Source organism: Paraciimarium castrense LEGE 11436 (assembly GCF_056633055.1).
Window position 1 is genome coordinate 63,084 of sequence record NZ_JBSJOW010000006.1, and the last position, 18,895, is coordinate 81,978.

Here is an 18,895-nt window from a genome sequence, read left to right on the forward strand (position 1 = left end):
AATCTGGCCTTCCGGACGCCGTCAGCCTCGCCCAGGCCTCAGTCCTCGTGGTCGTCGAAAGGATCGGTGAGCTGGCGGGAGGGCGGCCCAAAGGCCATGTAGATGCCGAAGCCGGTGAGGCAGAGCAGCACGGCGAGCACCGCGAGGGCGACGGAGAGAGCAGGGGAGCCGCTGGTGCTGGGATCCATGGGGGAAGGCAGGGGGGCGGGCGAAAAGTGGGCAGGGCCCCAACGATCCGTCACATCTCTCGAAAGCCTGGCGCGCAAGGCCTTGAGGAGTCCTACAGTAACGATCCCGACACCTCAGGCGAGAGGCCCAAGCAGCCATGGCTCAACGCACACCGCTCGGAGATCTGCTGCGTCCCCTGAACTCCGAATACGGCAAGGTCGTGCCCGGTTGGGGCACCACGGCCGTGATGGGCGTCTTCATGGCCCTCTTTCTGGTGTTTCTGCTGGTGATCCTGCAGCTGTACAACCAGTCTTTGCTGCTCGAAGGCATCAACGTGAACTGGAACGGTGCAGGCTGAGCCTCACCCCTGCAGCGCCCTGCGATGAACATCTTCGGAATCGGACTGCCCGAGATGGCCGTGATCGCTGCGATCGGCCTGCTGGTGTTTGGTCCAAAGCGATTGCCTGAGCTCGGCCGCACCCTGGGCCGCACGCTCAAGGGGTTCCAGTCGGCTTCCTCCGGATTCGAGCAGGAGTTCCGCACCGCCATCAACACCTTTGATGCGGTTGCCTCCGATGACGAGAGCGCTGCGGCTCCAGTCCCTCCAGCCCAGCTCTCAGCCCCACCGGCGGACGCTGATCCAGTGCCAGACACTGCTGCCTCCATTGAGGACAGCTCCGCTGCTGCCCCGGCCCCTCCCGAGGCCTGAGCAACCCTCCCGCCGGATCCAGCCCAAGGGGTCGGGTCACACCGGCGGCGAGTCTGCCTACCGCTGTGCGGCTATGGTCGCCAGCCTTGCCATGACGCGATCCTTGGCGGCAGAGCGGCCCACCAGCAGTCCCTCCCTGCAGCTGGTGGTGGGGCTGGGGAACCCCGGCTCCCGCTATGCGGGCACTCGCCACAACGTGGGCTTCATGGCCCTGGAGCGGCTGGCCGCTGCCGCTGGCGTGACTTTTCGCCAGCAGGGCAAACTCCATGGCCTTGTGGCTGATCTGGGTCAGGGGGAAGGGCGCCTACGACTGTTGATGCCCCAGACGTTCATGAACGAGAGCGGCCGTTCCATTCGCGCTGCCCTCGGCTGGTTTTCAATTGAGCCCGCCCAACTGCTCGTGCTCGTGGATGACATGGACCTGCCCCTGGGTCGGCTGCGCCTGCGCGTCAGCGGCAGTGCCGGCGGCCACAACGGCCTGCGCAGCACAATCAGCCACCTCGGCAGCCAGGACTTTCCCCGACTGCGCATCGGCATCGGTGCCCCGGCCGACAATCCTGCCGAGCGACGCGCCCGCACCGTGGGCCACGTGCTGGGACGCTTCTCCGCGGCCGAGCAGCCTTGCCTTGAGGACGTTCTCACCGAGGTGGAGGCGGGCATCGGCCTGATCCAGCGGCAGGGGTTGGAACGGGCCGGTAATCGATTGAACAGTTTTCAGCCCCAGCACCCCTCAGCCTGAGCGGATGGCCTCTCTGCCCCTCACCACGGCCCAGTTGCGGGTGTTGCACCAGAGCTTCAGCCATCGACGGCTGGAGGGGGAGGTGAGCGCCGCTGGCTTCCACTGGACCTTCAGCTGGGCCTTTGACCGCGGCGAACTGCAGGTGGAGCCCTCCCTGGGCCGGGCGCTGATCCAGGACGCCCTGCTGCGCTTCCTGCTCAAGGCTGACTACCAGCTTGAGCCCGGCGGTGACTACGCCTTCACGGTGCGCGCCCGCTTCTAGGCGGGCCAGTGCCGCAGCAATGCGGTGCCATCCCGGCTGAGCGGGTGCCCGAGCCAGCGCTCCAGCAGCAGCTGGGCCACCACGTCATCGACATCCCGGGGGGGAAGCCGCAGGCCGCGCGGCAGCAGGCGGCGCCAACTGCGGGCTCCCTCCAGCTCCCAGAAGCGGGCACGGGCCTCCAGGGTGGTACCCCGCTCATCCACCGGCTGGGGCTTGAGGCCGCTGCCCAGCAGCTGGGCGGCCCAGGCACGGCTGCCGGTGCCGTTGCCGAACACCACCTCGGTGAGCCCTCGCTGCTGGTGCCAGTGCAGCAGCAGTTGCAGGGCCTGTTCCGGCGGCAGGATCGCGGCCTGCAGCAGCACCCAGGCCCCGCGATCGGCCAGCACCACCCCGCACTTGTTGCGGCCGGGATCGAGACCCGCCAGCAGGCGTGTCCCACTCACGGGCGGCCTGGTCTCGCGGGACTGGCTGCACCGGAGACTCCTTCGGTGGCGCCAGAAATCCTCAGCTCCACAGAGATCGGATCCGGGGTGTCGGCGTCGCGCAGGGCCACCGCCTCGAGCTGCACCACCGAGGCGGCTGGGCGCTCCGCCAGGCGGCGGGTGAGCTGGTTGAAGCCGGCGGCATCGAACTGCAGCCCATCCTCCATCGTTCCCTGGCGCTGGGCCTGGGCATAGGCAGCCGCCAGCAGCAGGTTGAGCCGTCGGGCCAGCTGGTCGGGGCTGCGCAGGCCGGCCTCGATCGTGGTGCGGGCCATCACTTCACCGGCTGCCACCACCCGCCGGTTGGGGCGCAGGTCGGGGAAGGCCAGCACCTGCCGCTCGCCGCGCAGCACGTTGGCAGCAGAGAGAATGCTCACCACCCAGGTGCCGGGCCGCTCCAGCAGGCCCTCGAGGCGGCTGATGTCGTTGCTGGGCACCAGCAGGATCTGCCGGTCCACCGCCTCCCCGGGCAGCACGCGCCTGAAGGCGTTGAGGTTGGCCTGCTGCAGCAGGGCATTGATCACTTCGCGGGCCTGGCCGGGGTTGTCCAGCTTCACCTTGGCACTGGCCAGGGGCTGGCCGGTGGTGATCACCACGTCGCCGCGCCGCAGGGCGATCAGGTTGTTCTCGAGCTCCCGCAACTCCTGGGCCCCTGCCGCGATCCGCTGCCGCACTGCGGCCAGTTCAGCCTCGGTGCGCTGGATTTCAGCGTCCCGGCCCCGTACCACCTCGCTGAGGCGAGCCCGCTGACCCTCCAGGCTCACGTTCTGCTTCTCGAGCGCCAGCTTGTCGCGCTCCAGCCTGGCGCGCTGGGCCTGCAGGGGGGCCAGCTCCTTGCGCAGTGCAGCACTGCGGCGTTCGGCCTGGGCCAGCTCCTGCTGCACCTTGCGCTGACCCGCCTGGGCCCGGGCCACCTCCGCCTGGCTGGTGCTGAGCCGCTGGCGGCTGGCCTCGAGCTGGTTGCGGGTGCCGCTGAGCCGCTCCTCCAGTTGGTCGAGCTCGAACAGGCCCGTGCGCAGGCGCTCACTCACCAGCAGCATCAGCCCGAGGGACATGGCGCTGATCAGGCTGCCCGTGAGCACCGTGATCAGCACGGCGGTACGCCGCGGCCGCAGGTTGAACAGGCTCAGCCTGGCCTTGCCGACCCGGCTGCCCAGTCGGTCGCCCAGGGTGGAGAGCACTCCGCCCAGAACCAGCAGCGCCAGGATCAGGAGCCAGCCCGACACAGGTGTCCTCGTATGGAGCCAGTATCCCGCCCTGGCCGCCGTGCTTCCGGCTGAGCTCAGCTGAAGCGCTTGGCCAGGGCGATCGGATCGAACACGGTGATCTTTTTGCGGTCGATCTGCACCAGTCCCTCGTTGCGAAGGTCTCCCAGCAGGCGGGTGATCGTCACGCGGGTGGAGCCGATGGCCTCGGCGATCGCCTGGTGGGAGAGGCGCAGGTCGATGGTGATGCCCTCAGTGCCGGGCACGCCGAAGTCGCGGCAGAGCACCAGCAGAAAACTCACCAACCGCGAGCTCATGTCGCGGTGGGTGAGGGTCTCGATCATGGTTTCGGTCTGCAGAATCCGCGAGGAGAGGCCCTGCAGCAGCAGCAGCCCCACGCTGGCGTCCTGTTCGATCGCCTTGCGCACGGAGGTGGCCGGTGCGCTGAGGAGCTCCACGCGGGTGAAGGCGATGGCGTGATAGAAGCGATCGGAACGCTGGCCCGTGAGCAGCGACAGCACCCCGAAGAGACTGTTCTCCCGCAACAGGGCCACAGTGATTTCTTCCCCAGACTCATAGACACGCGAGAGCCGCACGGCTCCACGCCGGAGCAGGTAGACCCGCTCGGCCGGATCCCCCGGGAAAAAGATGGTCTTGCTGCGCTCGATCGACTCGACGCTGCTCCCCCCCAGGGCGCGGATCACCTCCAGCAGGGTCTGGTTGGCCTGGCCAGCGGCACCGATGCCGCCCACCACCCCTGGTGTGCCGCTGCTGGGCGTGTTGGCCGTACGGCTGAACCCACGTGTGGCGCCAACCATGGCTGGGTCAGGCAGATCGGCGGACCCTATAGATGCACAGGGGGGCCTCATGTAGCAATGGGCACGCTTTGGGGCCGGTACATCCCAGCGCACCGGCGGGCGTGTGGTTCCGACCAGAGGGCCGTGGGCCTGGAGTCGGCCGCTGCTGGGCGCCTGCACCCACTACAGGTGGTGGTTGTGCCCAGCGCTACGCCACGTGACCGCTACATTCAGTCCTGCGTCGCTGCAGGGTCCATGACCGCCAGTCTCTCGAGCAGCCCCGGTTCCGGAGTCCGGCTTGAGGTGGTGGGCCCGGCGCCTGCTGAGGCCACTGGGCTGCCGGCCCACCGGCCCGTCGCCCCCTTGGCAGTCGCTGGGGCGGGCCTGCCGGCGACGGTGCGTCCGCTGCGCCTGCTGGCCCAGCCGGAGGGCATGCTCCAGGTGCACACCGCTCCGTTCCGGGGCAGCGTGGCGGCGGTGCTCAGCCTGGCCCTGCGCAGCGCCGGTCTCGGCAGCAGGGTGCTGGTGAGCCAGTTGCTCAAGGGTGGGGTGGAACAGGGTCTGGCCGCGAGCCCGTGGCTGTGCGGGCGCCTCCAGTGGCTGCGGCCGGCAGTGGTCACCTGCCTGGCTGAGCCGGCTGCAGACCATGGCGTAGACATCCGCGCCGCGGTGCTGGAGGTGTGGCAATACAGCCGCCAGCAACTGCTCCAGGGCGCCGTGGATCTGATGGTGCTCGATGAGCTCGGCCTCGCCGTGGAGCTGGGCTACCTGCCTCTGCAGGAGGTGCTCGCCACGCTGGAGCAGCGTCCGCCCCATCTGGATGTCATTCTGACCGGACCCTCCATGGCACCCGAGCTGATGGCCCTGGCCGACCAGGTCACCCAGCTCCGCCGCGGCCACTAGGCCGGCCTCCGATGCTCAAGAACGACCGGTGGATCAAGCAGCAGGCGGCCAGCGGCATGCTGGAGCCCTTCCAGGCCACGCTGGTGCGCCACCTCGACCCCGAGCAGCCCAGCGGTCCAGTGCTCAGCTTCGGCTGCTCCTCCTACGGCTACGACCTGCGCCTCTCGCCCCAGGAGTTCCTCATCTTCCGGCATGTGCCGGGAACGGTGATGAATCCCAAGCGCTTCAACCCTGCCAATCTGGAGCCCGCACCCCTGCACGAGGATGAGGATGGGCGTTACTTCATCCTGCCCGCCCATTCCTATGGCCTCGGGGTGGCCCTGGAGCGGCTCACGGTTCCGCCCAACATCACCGTGATCTGCCTGGGCAAGAGCACGTACGCCCGCCTGGGCATCATCGTCAACACCACGCCGGCCGAGGCCAGCTGGGAGGGCCACCTCACCCTGGAGTTCAGCAACTCCTCAGGGGCGGACTGCCGCATCTATGCCGATGAGGGCATCTGTCAGCTGCTCTTCTTTGAGGGCGATCCCTGTGACACCACCTATGGCGACCGGGCCGGAAAGTATCAACATCAGCCTGAACGGGTGACCCTCGCCAGGGTGTGAACCCCTGTCGGGGCCTGACTCAGGGGGCCAGCCGAGCCTTGTGCAGCCTGCTGCGCTGATACCAGTCGGCGATCTGAGGGGCCCACAGTTGCAGCTGGGGCCAGATCAGATCGCAGAGGGCGCGGATCTCCTGCTGGGCGTCGCGTTTGGCCCGCAGATCGAGAAAGTGCAGCAGGGCCCGCAGCGTGAAACTCACCACGAAATGCTGGCGGTAGTCGAAGGGCAGGATGCCGCGGGCATGCTCCTCGGCAAAGCCGGCCGCCAGCAGGTCGGCGTAGCGCTCGGCAGCCCGGCGGCAGAGGTCGAGGTCGATGGCCCGCTGCTCAGCGGTGTAGGCATACTTTTTGCCCTGACGGTCGCTGTAGCTGCCGAGCGGACGCAGGTAGAACACCTCCTCCAGGTCCAGCTCGCCGCTGGCGGCCTTGGTGATGCGATCTCCCGTGTAGCGCATCGACTGCACATCAAAACTCACCCCCACGCGGTGGGTGCGGGCCTGCTGCATCACCGAGTGGGGAAACCAGCCCACGTTGAGCACGATCTGGGCATGCTCGAGCGGCCCGTAGTGACCCCGCTCGCCGGCCAGCAGCCGCTTCACGCAGATCTCGCCCGCCTGCTGCTCATCGGGCCAGGTGGAGCGCTCGGCCGCCACGAAGCCCTCGCTGTAGTCCTGGTGCATGGCGGCATACACGCACAGCTGGGGGCTGGGGGTGGCGGCCAGCAGCGCGACGCGAAAGCGCGGGTCCATCACCTCCGCCTCGGCTGACGGGGCCGCTGTGGGCTCGGGGCCGGACGGTGGGGTGGAGGGGGCTGGCATGGCAGACCTCAGCCGTGGCTGCGCGGGCCTGCCATCGTGCCAGGCGTCGCAGCCGTGCCGGCCGGCAGGCCTTCGCCTGCGGCCAGGGGGCTGACCGCCCCCACTCCGGCCAGGGCCGGCAGCTGCCGGCCCTGGGTGAGGGCCAGGGCCAGGGCCTCGAGTTCCTCGGCGCTGCGGGCGCCGATCGAGCGGCCCACCGGGTCGCCGCCCCCGTCGAAGAGCTCCAGCTGGGGGATGCCATTCACCGCGTAGCGCTCCAGCTCCGGCTGCCAGCGGGGGTTGTCCACATTGAGGAGCACCAGATCGAGCTCACCGCGGTAGTGCCGCTCCAGGCCGTCCATGGCCGGGGCCATGGCGCGGCAGGCCTCACACCAGTCGGCGTAGAACTCCACCAAGGTGGGGCGGCCGTTGGCCAGGGCCACGGACAGCTCGGGGGAGCGCCGGGCCAGGGCGTCCAGCGGCGCCTGGGGTTTCAGTCCGCCTCGCAGCCAGAACACCGCCGCTGCCAGCACCACGCCGATCAGCACGAGCACCAGGCGCTCGCGCTGGCCGAGGCCCTGGGCCGGTGAAGAGCTGCTCATCGTGGATAGGGTTGGGGAGATAGCACCGCTTGCGGTGCACTCTGCCAGCCCTGCCCCGCCACCGGTTCCGTGAAGCGGCGACTCACCCTCCACTTCCCCCGCGAGGCTGTGCACCAGCCGATCACCTACCGCCTGGCGGTGGATTTCGATGTGGCGGCCAAGATCCTCCGCGCCCAGATCGCTCCCAACCAGAGCGGCACCATGGTGGTGGAACTCTCCGGTGACATCGACGAACTCGAGGCGGCCGAAGCCTGGCTGGAGGATCAGGGCCTCGGCCTCAACCGGGCCCCCGGGCAGATCGCCGTGGATCGCGACCGCTGTGTCGACTGCGGCATCTGCTCCAGCGTCTGCCCCAGCGGTGCCCTCGGGTTCAGCGCTCCGGCCTGGAGCCTGCACTTCGATGCCCCCCGCTGCCTGGTCTGTGAGCAGTGCATCCCCAGCTGCCCGCTGGACGCCATCGCCCTGGTGCTGGACCCGCTGTGATCGCCTCGCTGTCTGCGGCGCTGTTGTCGGCCCTGCGCCTGGTGGCGCTGCCCTTCCGGGCGCCGATGCTGCTGGTGCTGGGGGCGATCTCGGTCTATGAGGGCCTGCATTGGAGTCGGCCCCTGGCCGGCGGCACGCTGCCGCCGATCGGCGCCCTCGATGCCGATGCCCTGGCCAGCCTGTTCTGGTCGATCGACTGCCTCCACGCCCTGGTGGTGGTGGTGGTGTGCACGATGCCGGACGTGCTGATGCGCCAGCTCTCCAGCCTGATGGCCGCGAGCCGGGTCATCACCCTGGTGGTCACCTTGTTGCTGGCGGTCACCGGAGGCCTCTACCTGCTGCACCTCAACGCCCTGGCCAACATGTTGATCCTGGCCTCTGCCGTACTGCTGGCCCGGCTCGACCTGGCCCGGGTGCGGGTCGTGCCGCCGCCCCAGAACCTGGCCCTGGCCCTGGGGGCGCTGGTGTTGCTCGGGGCGACGCTGGGGCGCTGGCTGGCCGGTTAGGACCCATTCAGGGACAGACTGGTACCCCCTGGCCCTGGACATCCCAGAGATTCCCCAGCACCTTCTTCACGTAGATCCTGGTTTCGGGGAAGGGAATCGCCTCCACCCACAGCTCCGGAATGGTCTCCAGCCAGGGGCTCTGCCAGTCCGCCACGGCGTTGGGTCCGGCGTTGTAGCTGGCCGTGACCAGCAGTGGATTCTTCCCCCAGCGGGTCATCAGCCCGCTGAGGTAGCGGGCCCCGAGATCGGCGTTGCGCTGGGGGTCTTCCAGGGCCCCTGGGGCGAGGGGGCCAGCAGCCAGCTCGGCGGCGGTTTCGGGCAGCAGCTGCAGCAGGCCCACGGCCCCGGCCGCTGAGCGCACTGCCGTGCTGAAGCGCGACTCCTGCCGGGCCACCGCCGCCAGCAGGGTCGGGGCCACCCCGGCCTGGCGCCCCGCCCGGTTCAGCTCGGCGCTGAAAGCAGGCTCCGCCAGGCTCTGGGCCACCTGTTTGACCGTGGGGCACTGGTCGGCGCGCAGCTGCAGGCTCGCCTGCTCCAGCTGGCTCAGGCCGGTCCAGTGGTCGCCAACACCACGGCGCAGGCGCCCTTCGAGCAACAGGCGCTGCGTCCCCTCCAGACTCCGCTCGGCCCGATCGTCGCGCCATTGCTCCCAGGCCTCCAGCGGTTGGCCCAGGCGCCAGAGCTGGTCGAGATCGTCCTGACCGCTGCTCAGGGGCCGCCATGTCGGTCTGAGCAGGGGTGGTGCCGTGGCGGGGTCGAGATCGATGTCGCCGCGGCCGAGACGCAGGGAGGCACGCCAGCCGTAGTAGCCGCCGGGATGGCGGGCCAGCAACGCCGCCCAGCCCGCCCTGGCCTCGGGACGCTGCCCCTGCTGCCATTGGCTCAGGGCCAGCCAGAACCGACGCCGGGCGTCCACGGGGGCAGGCAGTACCGCCGGATCGAGCGCGCTTGTGCCCAGCAGCACCGCCGCCCCCCGCCAGTCTTCCCTGAGCAGGCGTTCCCTCGCCAGCCGCCACTGCAGCTCCCAGCTCGCCGGATCCTGCGGCCAGCGCTGCAGCACCGCCACGGCCGAAGAGGTCTGGCCCACCACCAGGGCACGTCGCGCCTGCACGGCAGCGCTCTCCTGCAGGTGAGCGGGCAGCTCCCCGAGACGCTCCAGGCTGGAGCTGGTGGTGCCCTCCGCCAGCAACGTCGCGGCCTGGCGGGCGGCGGGGCTGGCGGGGTGCTGCTGCGCCAGCGCCAGCAGCAGGGCTTCGCCCTCCTCGCGGCTGTCAGGGCTGCGGATCAGCAGACGCCCCCTCTCGAGCTGGGTGGCGGGGCTGCCCGGGCTGCCGTCCAGACAGCGCTCGGCGGCCTCCAGGCTGCCCAGGCTCACCAGGCTTCGCGCCAGCAGATCGCGCTCCTGCTCACTGAGGCTGGCCTGTGTGGACTGGCCCTCCATCTGCGGGTCGCAGGCCGCGGCGATCACCGGGTCGGCGCCGGGCCAGCGGGCTCCCCAGCGGGCCAGGTGGATGGCGCCGGCCGGGCCGGACTCCAGGGCGGCGGCCAGGGCAGCCGGGTGGGCCGGGAAGTGGCTGAGCAGGCGCTGGCGCAGGGCTGGCTGGTCACGGCCCAGCGTGTAGAGGGCATCGGCACTGGCCGGATGGAGGGGAAAGCGCGCCAGCAGCTGCTGCCACAGACGGGTACTGGCGGCCTCGTTGCCCGTGCGGTTGGTGCTCTGGGCGGCCCGTTTGAGCACCACCGCCGCGAGGGGATCGGCGCCCCAGCCCTGGTTGCGCAGCAGCTTGGCGATCCGTTGCGGGTCGCCGGCCTGGCCATCCCCAGCCGAGCCGGAGGCGGTCCGGCCGACCCGACTGCCGCCTTCAGCCTCCTGCCGCTCTTCCTCGGCGGCCACCAGCAGCAGCGCCGCCTGGCGACGCCGGACCGGGTCGGGCTCGAACCGCCGCTGGGCCTCCAGGGCTGCCACGGGGGTGAGGGGATTGGGCCAGGCCCGCTGCTGCAACAGCTGGCGGCCGAGCACCAGGGCTACGCCGCTGCCCAGACAGGTGAGCGAGAGCAGCAGAGCGAGGGATCGCAAGAGCGCGGCGGCGAATGCAGGCCATTCTGGAGAGCTGTGATGCTTGCGCTCCGGTGCGGTTGCCTTCCCTGCCCCCCCTGCTCTCGACCCTGCCGGGGGCGGGGCAGCGGCTGCGCAGCCTGCGGGTGTGGGCCCTGGCTGGGGGGGTACTGCTGCTGCGGCCTTTCTGGCCCCTCAGCCTGCTGCCTGGCTGGGTGGTGGGGCTGCTGCTGCTCTGGGCCGTGCTCGAGCTGCAGCGGTGGATCTGGTGGCCGCGGCGCTGGCGCTGAGAGGCTTCGGCCTCCCCCTGGGCTGCACGTAGCCTGCGGCGAACCGATGCGTTGCGATGGCCGACACGGCTCCCCATCCGCTGGGCCAACCCCTTGGCGACGCGGTGCCCGGATTCGGCACGGACGGCATCCGGGGCCATGTCGGCACCCTGGTGACACCGGCCCTGGCCCTGCAGCTGGGCTACTGGGCCGGCCAGGTGCTTCCCCCTGAAGGGCCGGTGGTGATCGGCATGGACAGCCGCCAGAGCGGGCCGATGCTCACGGCGGCCCTCACCGCTGGCCTCACCGCCGCCGGTCGCAGGGTGTGGCAGCTCGGCCTCTGTCCCACGCCGGCGGTGCCCGGTGTGATCCGCCGGGCCGGTGCCGCCGGCGGGGTGATGGTGTCCGCCAGCCATAACCCTCCCCACGACAACGGCATCAAGTTGTTCGGGGCCTCGGGCGCCAAGATCGGCCCTGCCCAGCAGAGCGCCATCGAGGCGGGGCTGGCCGGCGCGGCCCCGCTGGTGGGCTTCAGCGGCAGCGGCACCGTCGTGCAGCGGGCCGACCTGATGGCCGACTACCGCCAGAGCCTGCTCGACAGCGTCGAGGGCCGCCGGCTGGATGGCTGCCGGATCGTGCTCGATCTCTGCCATGGCTCGGCCACCGCCTGTGGCGAGGACGTGTTTCGGGCCCTGGGCGCCGAGGTCACCGTGCTGCACGGCGAGCCCGATGGCTCCAGGATCAACGTGAACTGCGGCAGCACCCAGCTCGAGCCGCTGCGCCAGGCGGTGCTGGCCCAGGGCGCCTCCATGGGCTTCGGCTTCGATGGCGACGCCGACCGCATGCTTGCCGTTGACGGCCGCGGCCGCACCGTGGATGGTGATCAGGTTCTCTACCTGTGGGGCTCGGCCCTGCTGGGCAACGGCCTGCTGCCGCAGCAGCGGATCGTCGCCACGGTGATGTCCAACCTGGGCTTCGAGAGGGCATGGCAGGCCAAGGGCGGCGTGCTGGAGCGCACCCCCGTGGGCGATCAGCACGTGCACCGGGCGATGGAGGAGCTCGGGGCAGGGCTGGGCGGTGAGCAGTCGGGTCACATCCTCTCGGCCCGCCACGGCATGAGCGGCGACGGCCTGCTCACCGCCCTGCAGGTGGCGACCCTGCTGCACGGCGAGGGCCGCAGCCTGGCCGACTGGCTGGACGCCAGTTTTCAGCCCTATCCCCAGCGGCTGGTCAACGTGACCGTGCCGGATCGCCGCCGCCGCCAGCAGTGGCAGCTGTGCGAACCGCTGCGCCAGGCCGTGGAGCAGGCCGAGAGTGCCATGGCCGGCCAGGGCCGGGTGCTGGTGCGCGCCAGTGGCACTGAGCCCCTGCTCAGGGTGATGGTGGAGGCCTCCGAGCCGGCCGCGGTGGCCCATTGGGCCGAGCGGCTGGCGGGCCTCGCCGCCCAGCACCTCAACCCGGCCTAGCCCCCGCTGCCACCAGCCGGCTGGATGGCCCGCTCAGAGCAGCCGTGAGCCGCTGGCCCGGCGGCTTTGCTGCGGATCGAACACGGCGGCGATGCTGCGGATCAACCAGCGGCCCTGGGTCGTCACCTGCGCCTGGCCGCGGCCGCCGCTCTGCTGCAGCTGCACCAGACCATCCCGCTCCAGGGCCTGCAGCCGCTGCCATTCGGCGCCGAAGCGCTGCAGATCCATCTCCACCGCGAAGCAGCACATCACCTGGCGGATCAGCTCGCGCCGCTCCAGCACCTCCGGCTCCCGCACCTCCAGACCCCGCTCCACCGGCAGCCGGCCCTGCTCCAGGGCCGCCGCCCACTGCTTGAGATCGCGCAGGTTCTGGGAGAACAGATGGGGGAACTGGCTGATGGCCGTGGGTCCCACCCCCAGCAGCTCCAGCTCGCCGCCGGTGGTGTAGCCCTGGAAGTTGCGATGCAGGCGGCCCTGCCGCGCAGCCCGGGCCAGGCTGTCGCCGGCCAGGGCGTAGTGGTCCATGCCGATCGCCTCGTAGCCGCTGCCGCCGAGCTGCTGCTGGGCGTCTTCGAGCATGGTGATCCGATCGCGGGCCGTGGGCAGATCGGCCGCGGCAATCCTGCGCTGCAGCGGCAGCTGCTGGGGCAGATAGGCGAAGGAGAACAGCGAGATGCGATCCGGATGCAGCTCCTGCACGAGGTTCAGGGTGTGGCGGAAGCGCTCGGGGGTCTGCAGCGGCAGGCCACAGATCAGATCCACATTCACGCTGGCGAAGGCGGCCTCCCGCAGCCAGCCCATCACCCGGCGCAGCTGCTCCACCGGCACCACCCGGTTCACGGCCTGCTGCACGCGGGGGTCGGCATCCTGGATGCCGAAGCTGAGGCGGTTGAAGCCCAGCTGCCGCAGCTGCAGCACGGCATCGCGGCTGAGGAATTCTGGGTTCACCTCGATGGAGGCCTCCAGCTCCGGCTCCAGATCGAAGTGCCGCTCGATCAGGGCCCACAGCTGGGCCGTTTCCTGGCAGTTGAGGTAGTTGGGGGTGCCGCCCCCCCAGTGCAGCTGGGCCAGCCGCCGCCGCTGGGGCAGCACGGCGCTGATCAGCTCCAGCTCCCGGGCCAGGGAGGCCAGGTAGGGCTCCACCACCCTGGAGCCCAGCTGGGTGGTGACCCGGTTGCAGCCGCAGTACCAGCAGGCATGGCGGCAGAAGGGCACGTGCACATACAGCGACAGCGGTGCCGCGCTGGGCTGGGCCAGCTGGGCCTTGAGCTCGCCCTCCCCGACGGCGCCGCTGAAGGCTGCTGCCGTGGGGTAGCTCGTGTAGCGCGGCACGGGCTGGTCGTACTTGAGCAGCAGCTCAACCGGGCTGAGCGGGGAGGCGACGGGTGGCATCGGGGCAAGGGGTGGGGGGTGGATGGGGCTCAGGCGGGCAGGGGAGTGGGCGCCAGGTCGCCCAGCTCCGCCAGCAGCCGCTGGGTGGCGTGGAAGGCCAGCTCCGCCTCCTCCAGCAGCTCCTCCTCCTGCTGCGGGGTCAGCGTCAGGGCTTCGATGCCGTCGTGCAGGGCCTGCTTGAGGGAGGGGATGTCGCGCCCAAAGGCCCAGAAACTCACATCGCTGAGCCCATGGCGCCTGAGGATCGCCCTGGCCTGCTCGGCCAGTTGCTGGCCGCCGGAGAGGTCGCCGCCGTAGCGCACATAGACGTGGGCCATCAGCCGGTGGGGAGCCTGGGCTGCCAGCGAGCGCAACTGCTCCAGCCAGATGGCGGCCGCCGCTGAGGGGGGGGTGGCCGGCAGGTGGTTCAGCAGGGCCAGGTCGTGGGCCAGGGCGGTGGAGCGGGCCAGGTCCGGCCAGGGCAGCTCGGTGGCCCCCAGGGCTGCGGCGAGGGCCGGCGCGTTCTGCTCCAGCAGGGCGTAGGCGGGAGCCAGGGCCCGCAGCAGGGCGGCCAGCTGCAGGGGATGGGCTTCCCCGGCCAGCAGGGCCCGCGAGAAGTGCATCCCCTCGGCGCGGTGGTGGGCCTGGCCGATGCGGGCATGCAGCTTGCGGACCCGGGGGCCGAGCTGCCGCCGCCGCCGGGCGTCCTCAGCGCTGGCGTGGTCGGAAATGGAGGCGGGATGGGTGGTGGACATGGTGAAACCGGCAATCAACGACATAACGATAGCGTTGTAAAGCCCTGGCGCAACAATGGCAGGGGTGCCTGTTGTGTTGCGTCACGTGCCGGGGGATTGGCCGTGCGGCCTCACGCCGGGGCCGAACCTGCAGCCACCATCGGCTGGCAGAACTGGCGCAGCAGCAGCGTGGCGAAGCGTCCCTGCAGCACCAGGCGGCGCAGAGGCCTGTTCCTGGCCTGGCGCAGCTCCCGAAAGGTGGTCACCAGGCGATCACGCAGGGCCAGGAACGCGCTCTCCTCCAGATCAAACACCACCGGAAAGGCCCGGCGGGCGGTGCGGTTGGTCTGCCGCATCACCTCGGCGTCGAACTGGTTGGGATCGAGGCCCAGCAGCTGGTAGAAGTCGCCGCGCTCACACACGGTGAGGCTGTGGGTGAGAAACACGCTCCAGAGGAAGAAGCGGCTCAGCAGGCGCCCGTGCCAGCCGCTGTTGAGCCCGGGCCAGCAGCGGATCAGCATGTTGAAGATGTCGCCATGGCGGTTTTCGTCCTGACACCAGGGCTCGAAGAAATCAAACAGCGGCGCGAACGAATTCTGCGGATGGAGCTTGAGGTGCCGATCGATCAGGATGTAACGCCAATAGCCGATCTTCTCGGAGAGGTACACCGAATAGAGCACCCAGTTGAGGGGGAACCAGGTGATCGGGCGCTTGCCGCCCATGGCCGGCAGGTCGATCTCGATCCCCTCCGCCACCAGGGCCCGGTTGAGAAAGCCGGCGTGGCGGGCCTCATCGCGGGCCATCAGGCTGAACAGGCGGCTGAGCTCCGGGCGCTGGGCCCGCTGCAGCTGGCGAGAGAGCTCCTTGAACAGCAGGAAGCCGGAGAACTCCGACACGCAGGAGCGCACCAGATAGCTCTCGTAGGCCGTTTGTTCGGTCTCGCTGAGGCTGGAGAGCCGGCCCAGGCCAGCCCGACGATCGAAGTGGTCGCGGTTGTAGTCCGTTTCCATCTCCTGGAGCATCGCCTCGAACGACGCCCGCTGAGGGTCCAGGTCGGTGCGGGCGGCCTTGCCGATCTCCGTGGTGTAGAAGCGCGGCGTCAGCAGGTCTTCGCGCAGGTGCGGAGCGGAGCCGGCTGCCGCCGTGGCGGGGGCTGTGGTCATGGCCGAGACATGAGCAGGGAGGAGGAGGCGCGGCCAGGCAAGGCCCGCACACCCGCCTCAACTTATAACGTCATCGTGATGCTGCGTCATCTGCATGACGCTGAATGGCGTTACAATTCAGCCCTTGGCTCCTGCTCCAACACGCTCGCCCTGCGCCGCCCGCCTCTCACACCCACCCCGCACACCTGCCCCGCACTCCCGCCGATGGACCACCTGGCCGACTACTTCAAAGTGTTTTCCGAGCCCAACCGCCTGGCGGTGCTCGAGGCCTTGCGGGCCGGCCCGCTCAACGTCACCGCCGTGGTGGAGGCCACCGGCCTCAGCCAGGCGCTGGTGTCGAAGCACCTGAAGCTGCTCACCATCGCCGGCGTGGTGCAACGCCGCCCCGAGGGCGCCCTGGTGTATTACGCCGTGATCGATGCGGCCGTGTTCCAGCTGATGGCCGAGGCCCAGCGCCTGCTGCTGCAGTCCCGGCGCCAGCAGCTCGACGCCCTGGCCGCGATCCTCTGATGGCTCCGAGCCCCGGCGCCGGGCCCTTGCCCAGCACGCTCGACGAGCTGCGCGCGGCCCTGGAGGCCGGCGTGCGCGAGCTCGGCGGACTGCAGCTGGCTGAGCTGGATGCCCACGACCTCGACCTCTCCGGCTGCGACCTGCGCGGCGGCTGCTTCAAGGAGGCCCGCTTCGGCCGCGCCAGCCTCAGCCAGGCGAGCGTGGAGGGCTGCCGCTTCCAGCGGGCCCTGATCTGGGGCGCCGACCTCTCTGGCCTCAAGGCCGCCCATTCCTTCTGGCAGGAGGCCGACCTCTCCGGCTCCCGTCTCCAGGCCGCCGACTTCTCGGCGGCCCAGCTGCACCGCTGCTGCCTGCGCGGGGTGGTGGCCGCCGGCAGCTGCTGGGCCCAGGCCCGGCTGGTGGAGGCCGATTTCCGCTCCGGTCTCGACCAGCTCACCGACCTGGGCCAGGCCGATTTCCGCAGCGCCGACCTCTGCTTTGGACTGCTGCAGGGGGCCAACCTGCATGCCGCCAACCTGCGGGGCTGCAGCCTCTATGGCGCCAGCCTGGCCGGCGCTGACCTGCGCCAGGCCGACCTGCGCGGCTGTGACCTGCGGGACACAGACCTGGCGGGGGCCCAGCTGGAGGGCGCCCAGCTCGATGGTGCCCTGCTGCCGCGCCATCTCACGGCCTAGGCCGCTGCCGGCTGCTGGACGTGCGCCGTCGCGCTCAGAGCTGTTCAGCCGCGAGGGCCAGGGCTCCGGCGCAGGCGTCGCCAGCGGGCGTGGCGAGACTGGCCTGGGGCAGTTGGCTTTCCAGGGCCAGCTCCAGCTGCCGGCGCAGGCCTCTGAGGTGCTCCAGGGCTCCACCCATGGGCCAGATCCTGGGCTGCTCCAGGTTCAGCTCGCGGGCGATGGTAGCCGCCATCGCCGCCAGGGCCCCGGCATGGCGACGCACGATGGCCCGGGCGGCGGCATCGCCGTCTTCGGCGCAGGCCACCACCACCGGGGCCAGCCGCGCGAACCCCGCCGGGCCGAATTCCGGTGTCACCACCAGGGCCTTGATGGCCTGGGGACTGTGGGGCTGATCCGGATCAAGGCCCAGCTCGTCCCACAGCCGCCGCCTCAGATCGCTGCCGGGCCGGCGGCCATCGGCCATCTCCAGGGACACACCCAGCCCATCGCGGCCGATGTCCATGGCCGAGCCCATCCCATCCAGCAGCCAGCCCCAGCCGGCACAGCGGTGCTCCCGGCCCTCACGGTTGCGGCCCACGGCGATCGTGCCGGTGCCGCTGATCAGCACCAGCCCCTCCGGGGCGGTCCCCATGGCGCCGCGCAGGGCGGCGCGCTCATCGCCGGTCACCAGCAGGCGACCGTGGGGCAGCTGCAGGGCCTCGGCGGCCAGCCGGGTTCCCTCGGCCTGGATGGCGCTGCCCACTTCGATGCCGCTGGCTCCGATGCCCACCGCCGCCAGCAGGGGATGGTGGCCCGGCAGGTGCTGCTGGCGCGCTCCAGCGGGCACTGGGGCCCCGTCGCTGAGGCCGGAGGCCGCCAGGGCCAGGGCCAGGCTGGTGCGCAGGGCCTGGCAGAAGGCCTCGGGGCCGCCCGGGGCAGCGAGGTGGCGAACGCCGGGGCCCTCGCCCTGGGCGAGGCAGGACCAGCTGCCGCCGGGGTTGCACTGGGCCAGCCGGCAGGTGGTGTGGGTCTGGCCGGCATCGAAGCCGGCGATCAGGGCTGGGGGGGGCATCGCCGGCTGTGCCATCGCTTCAGCCCTGCAGGCGGCGCCGCTGGCTGGCGGCAGCCAGGGTGGCCACGCTGAACCAGGCGCTGAGCTGCACCTCCGGCCGGAAGAAGATCGTGTCGGTGAGTCCCTGCACCGTCAGGCCTGCGATCACGGCCAGGGCCGCCAGGGCGGGCAGGGCGTCACTGCCGCCAGCGCCCCAGCTGCGCAGCCCCTCCCGCACGCTCGTGAGCACCAGGCCCACCCCCACCAGCAGCCCCGGAATGCCCGCCTCCACGGCCAGTTCCAGGGGGATCGAGTAGGCGCTCAGGGCGTTGAACTTGGGCTGCTGGAACAGCGGGTAGATGCGGTTGAAGGCCTCGTTGCCCGGGCCGATGCCCAGCCACGGACGGGCCTGGATCATGTCCAGGACCGCCAGCCACACATTGATGCGGAAATTGTTGGAGCTGTCCTCGCGACCCGCCACCAGGCTCATCACCCGCACCCGCAGAGGCTCCACCTGGGTCACCAGCACCACCAGCACGGCCGAGGCCAGCAACAGCAGCAGCAGCGGAACCAGCCGCCGCCAAAGCAGCGGCCAGCTGCGGGTGAGCCCCAGGGCCAACAACAGCAGCACCACCGCCGCCTGCGCCACCAGAGCCATCCAGGCGCCGCGGCTGTAGGTGAGCATCAGGGCTGCCGTGCCCAGGGCCAGGGCGCTGAGGGCGAACAGCCTGGAGGGCCAGCCCTGCCAGCGCAGCAGGGCCGCCACGGCCAGGGGCAGGATCGGCAGCAGGTAGCCGCCCAGCAGGTTGGGGTTGCCCAGGGTGCTGTAGATGCGCACCGTGCCGTCACTCACCGAGTTGGGATCGGCCCAGCCGGCCAGGGCGCTGGTGTCGGCGTAGAGCTGGCGCAGCCCGATCACCGAGGTCAGCAGCTGGCCGCCCAGCAGGGCTGCCACCAGGCGGTCCCACCAGGCGGGCGCCTGCACCAGCAGCTCCTGCATCAGGGCGTAGACGCCCAGGTAGCTCACCAGCTTGAGCAGTCCCTTGGTGGCCTCCACCGGCACCGGCGAGAACCCTGTGGCCAGCAGGGCCACCGCCAGGATGGCCAGGATCCAGCCCTGCAGGGCGCCGATCCCCCCTGGCGGCCGGCGCAGGGCCAGCAGCAGCCACAGCAGGCCACAGGCCAGGATCAGCAGCGACATCCCCGCCCTTGTGAGGAAGGGGAGTCCGGCCAGCAGGGCGCAGAGGGTGAGGCCGGCGATCGGCAGCAGGCGCTTGGCCAGCGGGCCACCGCCCTGCCCCAGCAGCCCCTGCCAGCGCAGCAGCAACGGGGGAGACGCAGGCCGGATGGATTCAGCCACGGCGGCGA

The 18,895-nt window shown here is 70.8% G+C and carries 24 protein-coding genes; 12 read left to right on the forward strand and 12 right to left on the reverse strand.

The genetic code is table 11. The features are described 5' to 3' along the window. Nucleotides 1–38 precede the first annotated feature (38 nt). Nucleotides 39–188: a photosystem II reaction center protein PsbN gene (psbN, locus tag ACWJIO_RS10125; protein WP_480313237.1), complete on the reverse strand. Its 150-nt coding sequence runs from the start codon at nucleotides 186–188 to the stop codon at nucleotides 39–41. A 137-nt stretch (nucleotides 189–325) separates the two neighbouring features. Between psbN and psbH the strand changes: the two genes are divergently transcribed. The 4 genes from psbH to ACWJIO_RS10145 all read left to right on the forward strand — a co-directional run bounded on the left by psbH (nucleotide 326) and on the right by ACWJIO_RS10145 (nucleotide 1,878). After that, complete coding sequence (gene psbH / locus ACWJIO_RS10130; protein WP_480313238.1) at nucleotides 326–526, forward strand: photosystem II reaction center phosphoprotein PsbH; 201 nt, start codon at nucleotides 326–328, stop codon at nucleotides 524–526. Nucleotides 527–550: 24 nt separating this feature from the next. Beyond that, nucleotides 551–877, forward strand: a complete 327-nt coding sequence (locus ACWJIO_RS10135) for a TatA/E family twin arginine-targeting protein translocase (protein WP_480313239.1) — start codon at nucleotides 551–553, stop codon at nucleotides 875–877. 91 nt (nucleotides 878–968) lie between these two features. Next, nucleotides 969–1,616: an aminoacyl-tRNA hydrolase gene (pth, locus tag ACWJIO_RS10140; protein WP_480313240.1), complete on the forward strand. Its 648-nt coding sequence runs from the start codon at nucleotides 969–971 to the stop codon at nucleotides 1,614–1,616. 4 nt (nucleotides 1,617–1,620) lie between these two features. Continuing rightward, entirely contained in the window at nucleotides 1,621–1,878 is a 258-nt protein-coding gene (locus ACWJIO_RS10145) for a DUF3146 family protein (RefSeq protein WP_480313241.1), read from the forward strand. On the opposite strand, the gene ACWJIO_RS10150 is transcribed toward ACWJIO_RS10145, so the two are convergent. Genes ACWJIO_RS10150 through ntcA form a run of 3 tightly spaced genes read right to left on the reverse strand, consistent with a single transcriptional unit; the run spans nucleotide 1,875 to nucleotide 4,383 of the window. Further along, nucleotides 1,875–2,321 carry a RuvC family protein gene (locus ACWJIO_RS10150; RefSeq protein ID WP_480313242.1) on the reverse strand — a complete coding sequence of 149 codons (447 nt, stop codon included), beginning with the start codon at nucleotides 2,319–2,321 and terminating at the stop codon, nucleotides 1,875–1,877. The genes ACWJIO_RS10145 and ACWJIO_RS10150 overlap by 4 nt on opposite strands. Then, nucleotides 2,318–3,586, reverse strand: coding sequence for a DUF3084 domain-containing protein (locus tag ACWJIO_RS10155; protein WP_480313243.1), 1,269 nt, complete (start codon nucleotides 3,584–3,586; stop codon nucleotides 2,318–2,320). Before ACWJIO_RS10155 ends, ACWJIO_RS10150 begins: the two co-directional genes overlap by 4 nt. Nucleotides 3,587–3,642: 56 nt before the next feature. Further along, nucleotides 3,643–4,383, reverse strand: a complete 741-nt coding sequence (gene ntcA / locus ACWJIO_RS10160; protein ID WP_480313244.1) for a global nitrogen regulator NtcA — start codon at nucleotides 4,381–4,383, stop codon at nucleotides 3,643–3,645. A gap of 234 nt (nucleotides 4,384–4,617) precedes the next feature. On the opposite strand from ntcA, the gene ACWJIO_RS10165 reads away from it, so the two are divergent. Both ACWJIO_RS10165 and dcd read left to right on the forward strand, forming a co-directional pair. Beyond that, on the forward strand, nucleotides 4,618–5,265 hold the full coding sequence (locus ACWJIO_RS10165) for a cob(I)yrinic acid a,c-diamide adenosyltransferase (RefSeq protein ID WP_480313245.1): 648 nt from the start codon (nucleotides 4,618–4,620) through the stop codon (nucleotides 5,263–5,265). A gap of 11 nt (nucleotides 5,266–5,276) precedes the next feature. Beyond that, nucleotides 5,277–5,870, forward strand: coding sequence for a dCTP deaminase (dcd, locus tag ACWJIO_RS10170; RefSeq protein ID WP_480313246.1), 594 nt, complete (start codon nucleotides 5,277–5,279; stop codon nucleotides 5,868–5,870). Between the two features lie 19 nt (nucleotides 5,871–5,889). Here dcd and thyX read toward each other — a convergent pair whose 3' ends face one another. Both thyX and ACWJIO_RS10180 read right to left on the reverse strand, forming a co-directional pair. After that, a complete protein-coding gene (gene thyX, locus ACWJIO_RS10175; protein WP_480313379.1) occupies nucleotides 5,890–6,615 on the reverse strand; it encodes an FAD-dependent thymidylate synthase in 726 nt (241 codons plus the stop codon). 77 nt (nucleotides 6,616–6,692) lie between these two features. Further along, a complete protein-coding gene (locus ACWJIO_RS10180; protein WP_480313247.1) occupies nucleotides 6,693–7,265 on the reverse strand; it encodes a thioredoxin domain-containing protein in 573 nt (190 codons plus the stop codon). A gap of 69 nt (nucleotides 7,266–7,334) precedes the next feature. Here ACWJIO_RS10180 and ACWJIO_RS10185 point away from each other — a divergent pair, with 69 nt between their 5' ends. After that, entirely contained in the window at nucleotides 7,335–7,748 is a 414-nt protein-coding gene (locus ACWJIO_RS10185; protein WP_480313248.1) for an NIL domain-containing protein, read from the forward strand. Next, nucleotides 7,745–8,254: a hypothetical protein gene (locus ACWJIO_RS10190; RefSeq protein ID WP_480313249.1), complete on the forward strand. Its 510-nt coding sequence runs from the start codon at nucleotides 7,745–7,747 to the stop codon at nucleotides 8,252–8,254. Before ACWJIO_RS10185 ends, ACWJIO_RS10190 begins: the two co-directional genes overlap by 4 nt. Before the next feature lie 7 nt (nucleotides 8,255–8,261). Here ACWJIO_RS10190 and ACWJIO_RS10195 read toward each other — a convergent pair whose 3' ends face one another. Beyond that, complete coding sequence (locus ACWJIO_RS10195; protein ID WP_480313250.1) at nucleotides 8,262–10,331, reverse strand: lytic transglycosylase domain-containing protein; 2,070 nt, start codon at nucleotides 10,329–10,331, stop codon at nucleotides 8,262–8,264. 14 nt (nucleotides 10,332–10,345) lie between these two features. Between ACWJIO_RS10195 and ACWJIO_RS10200 the strand changes: the two genes are divergently transcribed. Continuing rightward, nucleotides 10,346–10,600 carry a hypothetical protein gene (locus ACWJIO_RS10200; RefSeq protein ID WP_480313251.1) on the forward strand — a complete coding sequence of 85 codons (255 nt, stop codon included), beginning with the start codon at nucleotides 10,346–10,348 and terminating at the stop codon, nucleotides 10,598–10,600. A gap of 56 nt (nucleotides 10,601–10,656) precedes the next feature. Next, on the forward strand, nucleotides 10,657–12,045 hold the full coding sequence (gene glmM, locus ACWJIO_RS10205; RefSeq protein ID WP_480313252.1) for a phosphoglucosamine mutase: 1,389 nt from the start codon (nucleotides 10,657–10,659) through the stop codon (nucleotides 12,043–12,045). 33 nt (nucleotides 12,046–12,078) lie between these two features. On the opposite strand, the gene hemN is transcribed toward glmM, so the two are convergent. The 3 genes from hemN to acsF all read right to left on the reverse strand — a co-directional run bounded on the left by hemN (nucleotide 12,079) and on the right by acsF (nucleotide 15,313). Further along, on the reverse strand, nucleotides 12,079–13,437 hold the full coding sequence (gene hemN, locus ACWJIO_RS10210; RefSeq protein WP_480313253.1) for an oxygen-independent coproporphyrinogen III oxidase: 1,359 nt from the start codon (nucleotides 13,435–13,437) through the stop codon (nucleotides 12,079–12,081). A gap of 29 nt (nucleotides 13,438–13,466) precedes the next feature. Beyond that, the gene (locus ACWJIO_RS10215; protein ID WP_480313254.1) at nucleotides 13,467–14,171 is read right to left on the reverse strand and encodes a biliverdin-producing heme oxygenase; all 705 of its coding nucleotides are present in this window, start codon (nucleotides 14,169–14,171) and stop codon (nucleotides 13,467–13,469) included. 110 nt (nucleotides 14,172–14,281) lie between these two features. After that, the gene (gene acsF, locus ACWJIO_RS10220) at nucleotides 14,282–15,313 is read right to left on the reverse strand and encodes a magnesium-protoporphyrin IX monomethyl ester (oxidative) cyclase (protein ID WP_480313255.1); all 1,032 of its coding nucleotides are present in this window, start codon (nucleotides 15,311–15,313) and stop codon (nucleotides 14,282–14,284) included. Between the two features lie 9 nt (nucleotides 15,314–15,322). On the opposite strand from acsF, the gene ACWJIO_RS10225 reads away from it, so the two are divergent. Both ACWJIO_RS10225 and ACWJIO_RS10230 read left to right on the forward strand, forming a co-directional pair. Beyond that, nucleotides 15,323–15,823: an ArsR/SmtB family transcription factor gene (locus ACWJIO_RS10225; protein ID WP_480313256.1), complete on the forward strand. Its 501-nt coding sequence runs from the start codon at nucleotides 15,323–15,325 to the stop codon at nucleotides 15,821–15,823. Continuing rightward, nucleotides 15,823–16,497, forward strand: a complete 675-nt coding sequence (locus ACWJIO_RS10230; protein WP_480313257.1) for a pentapeptide repeat-containing protein — start codon at nucleotides 15,823–15,825, stop codon at nucleotides 16,495–16,497. The genes ACWJIO_RS10225 and ACWJIO_RS10230 overlap by 1 nt, the downstream gene beginning before the upstream one ends. A gap of 34 nt (nucleotides 16,498–16,531) precedes the next feature. Here ACWJIO_RS10230 and ACWJIO_RS10235 read toward each other — a convergent pair whose 3' ends face one another. Together ACWJIO_RS10235 and ACWJIO_RS10240 are read right to left on the reverse strand one after the other, a co-directional pair. Continuing rightward, the gene (locus ACWJIO_RS10235) at nucleotides 16,532–17,548 is read right to left on the reverse strand and encodes a BadF/BadG/BcrA/BcrD ATPase family protein (RefSeq protein ID WP_480313258.1); all 1,017 of its coding nucleotides are present in this window, start codon (nucleotides 17,546–17,548) and stop codon (nucleotides 16,532–16,534) included. 19 nt (nucleotides 17,549–17,567) lie between these two features. Further along, complete coding sequence (locus tag ACWJIO_RS10240) at nucleotides 17,568–18,887, reverse strand: IctB family putative bicarbonate transporter (protein ID WP_480313259.1); 1,320 nt, start codon at nucleotides 18,885–18,887, stop codon at nucleotides 17,568–17,570. Nucleotides 18,888–18,895: the final 8 nt, after the last annotated feature.

Bases quoted from the DNA above. Each gene is read 5' to 3' on its own strand.
- ACWJIO_RS10200 (WP_480313251.1), top strand. From the start codon at position 10,346: ATGCAGGCCATTCTGGAGAGCTGTGATGCTTGCGCTCCGGTGCGGTTG.
- ACWJIO_RS10180 (WP_480313247.1), bottom strand. From the start codon at position 7,265: ATGAGCAGCTCTTCACCGGCCCAGGGCCTCGGCCAGCGCGAGCGCCTG.
- ACWJIO_RS10235 (WP_480313258.1), bottom strand. From the start codon at position 17,548: ATGCCCCCCCCAGCCCTGATCGCCGGCTTCGATGCCGGCCAGACCCAC.
- ACWJIO_RS10145 (WP_480313241.1), top strand. From the start codon at position 1,621: ATGGCCTCTCTGCCCCTCACCACGGCCCAGTTGCGGGTGTTGCACCAG.
- thyX (WP_480313379.1), bottom strand. From the start codon at position 6,615: ATGGACCCGCGCTTTCGCGTCGCGCTGCTGGCCGCCACCCCCAGCCCC.
- ntcA (WP_480313244.1), bottom strand. From the start codon at position 4,383: ATGGTTGGCGCCACACGTGGGTTCAGCCGTACGGCCAACACGCCCAGC.
- acsF (WP_480313255.1), bottom strand. From the start codon at position 15,313: ATGACCACAGCCCCCGCCACGGCGGCAGCCGGCTCCGCTCCGCACCTG.
- psbN (WP_480313237.1), bottom strand. From the start codon at position 188: ATGGATCCCAGCACCAGCGGCTCCCCTGCTCTCTCCGTCGCCCTCGCG.
- pth (WP_480313240.1), top strand. From the start codon at position 969: ATGACGCGATCCTTGGCGGCAGAGCGGCCCACCAGCAGTCCCTCCCTG.
- ACWJIO_RS10165 (WP_480313245.1), top strand. From the start codon at position 4,618: ATGACCGCCAGTCTCTCGAGCAGCCCCGGTTCCGGAGTCCGGCTTGAG.
- psbH (WP_480313238.1), top strand. From the start codon at position 326: ATGGCTCAACGCACACCGCTCGGAGATCTGCTGCGTCCCCTGAACTCC.
- dcd (WP_480313246.1), top strand. From the start codon at position 5,277: ATGCTCAAGAACGACCGGTGGATCAAGCAGCAGGCGGCCAGCGGCATG.
- hemN (WP_480313253.1), bottom strand. From the start codon at position 13,437: ATGCCACCCGTCGCCTCCCCGCTCAGCCCGGTTGAGCTGCTGCTCAAG.
- ACWJIO_RS10215 (WP_480313254.1), bottom strand. From the start codon at position 14,171: ATGTCCACCACCCATCCCGCCTCCATTTCCGACCACGCCAGCGCTGAG.
- ACWJIO_RS10230 (WP_480313257.1), top strand. From the start codon at position 15,823: ATGGCTCCGAGCCCCGGCGCCGGGCCCTTGCCCAGCACGCTCGACGAG.
- ACWJIO_RS10135 (WP_480313239.1), top strand. From the start codon at position 551: ATGAACATCTTCGGAATCGGACTGCCCGAGATGGCCGTGATCGCTGCG.
- glmM (WP_480313252.1), top strand. From the start codon at position 10,657: ATGGCCGACACGGCTCCCCATCCGCTGGGCCAACCCCTTGGCGACGCG.
- ACWJIO_RS10225 (WP_480313256.1), top strand. From the start codon at position 15,323: ATGAGCAGGGAGGAGGAGGCGCGGCCAGGCAAGGCCCGCACACCCGCC.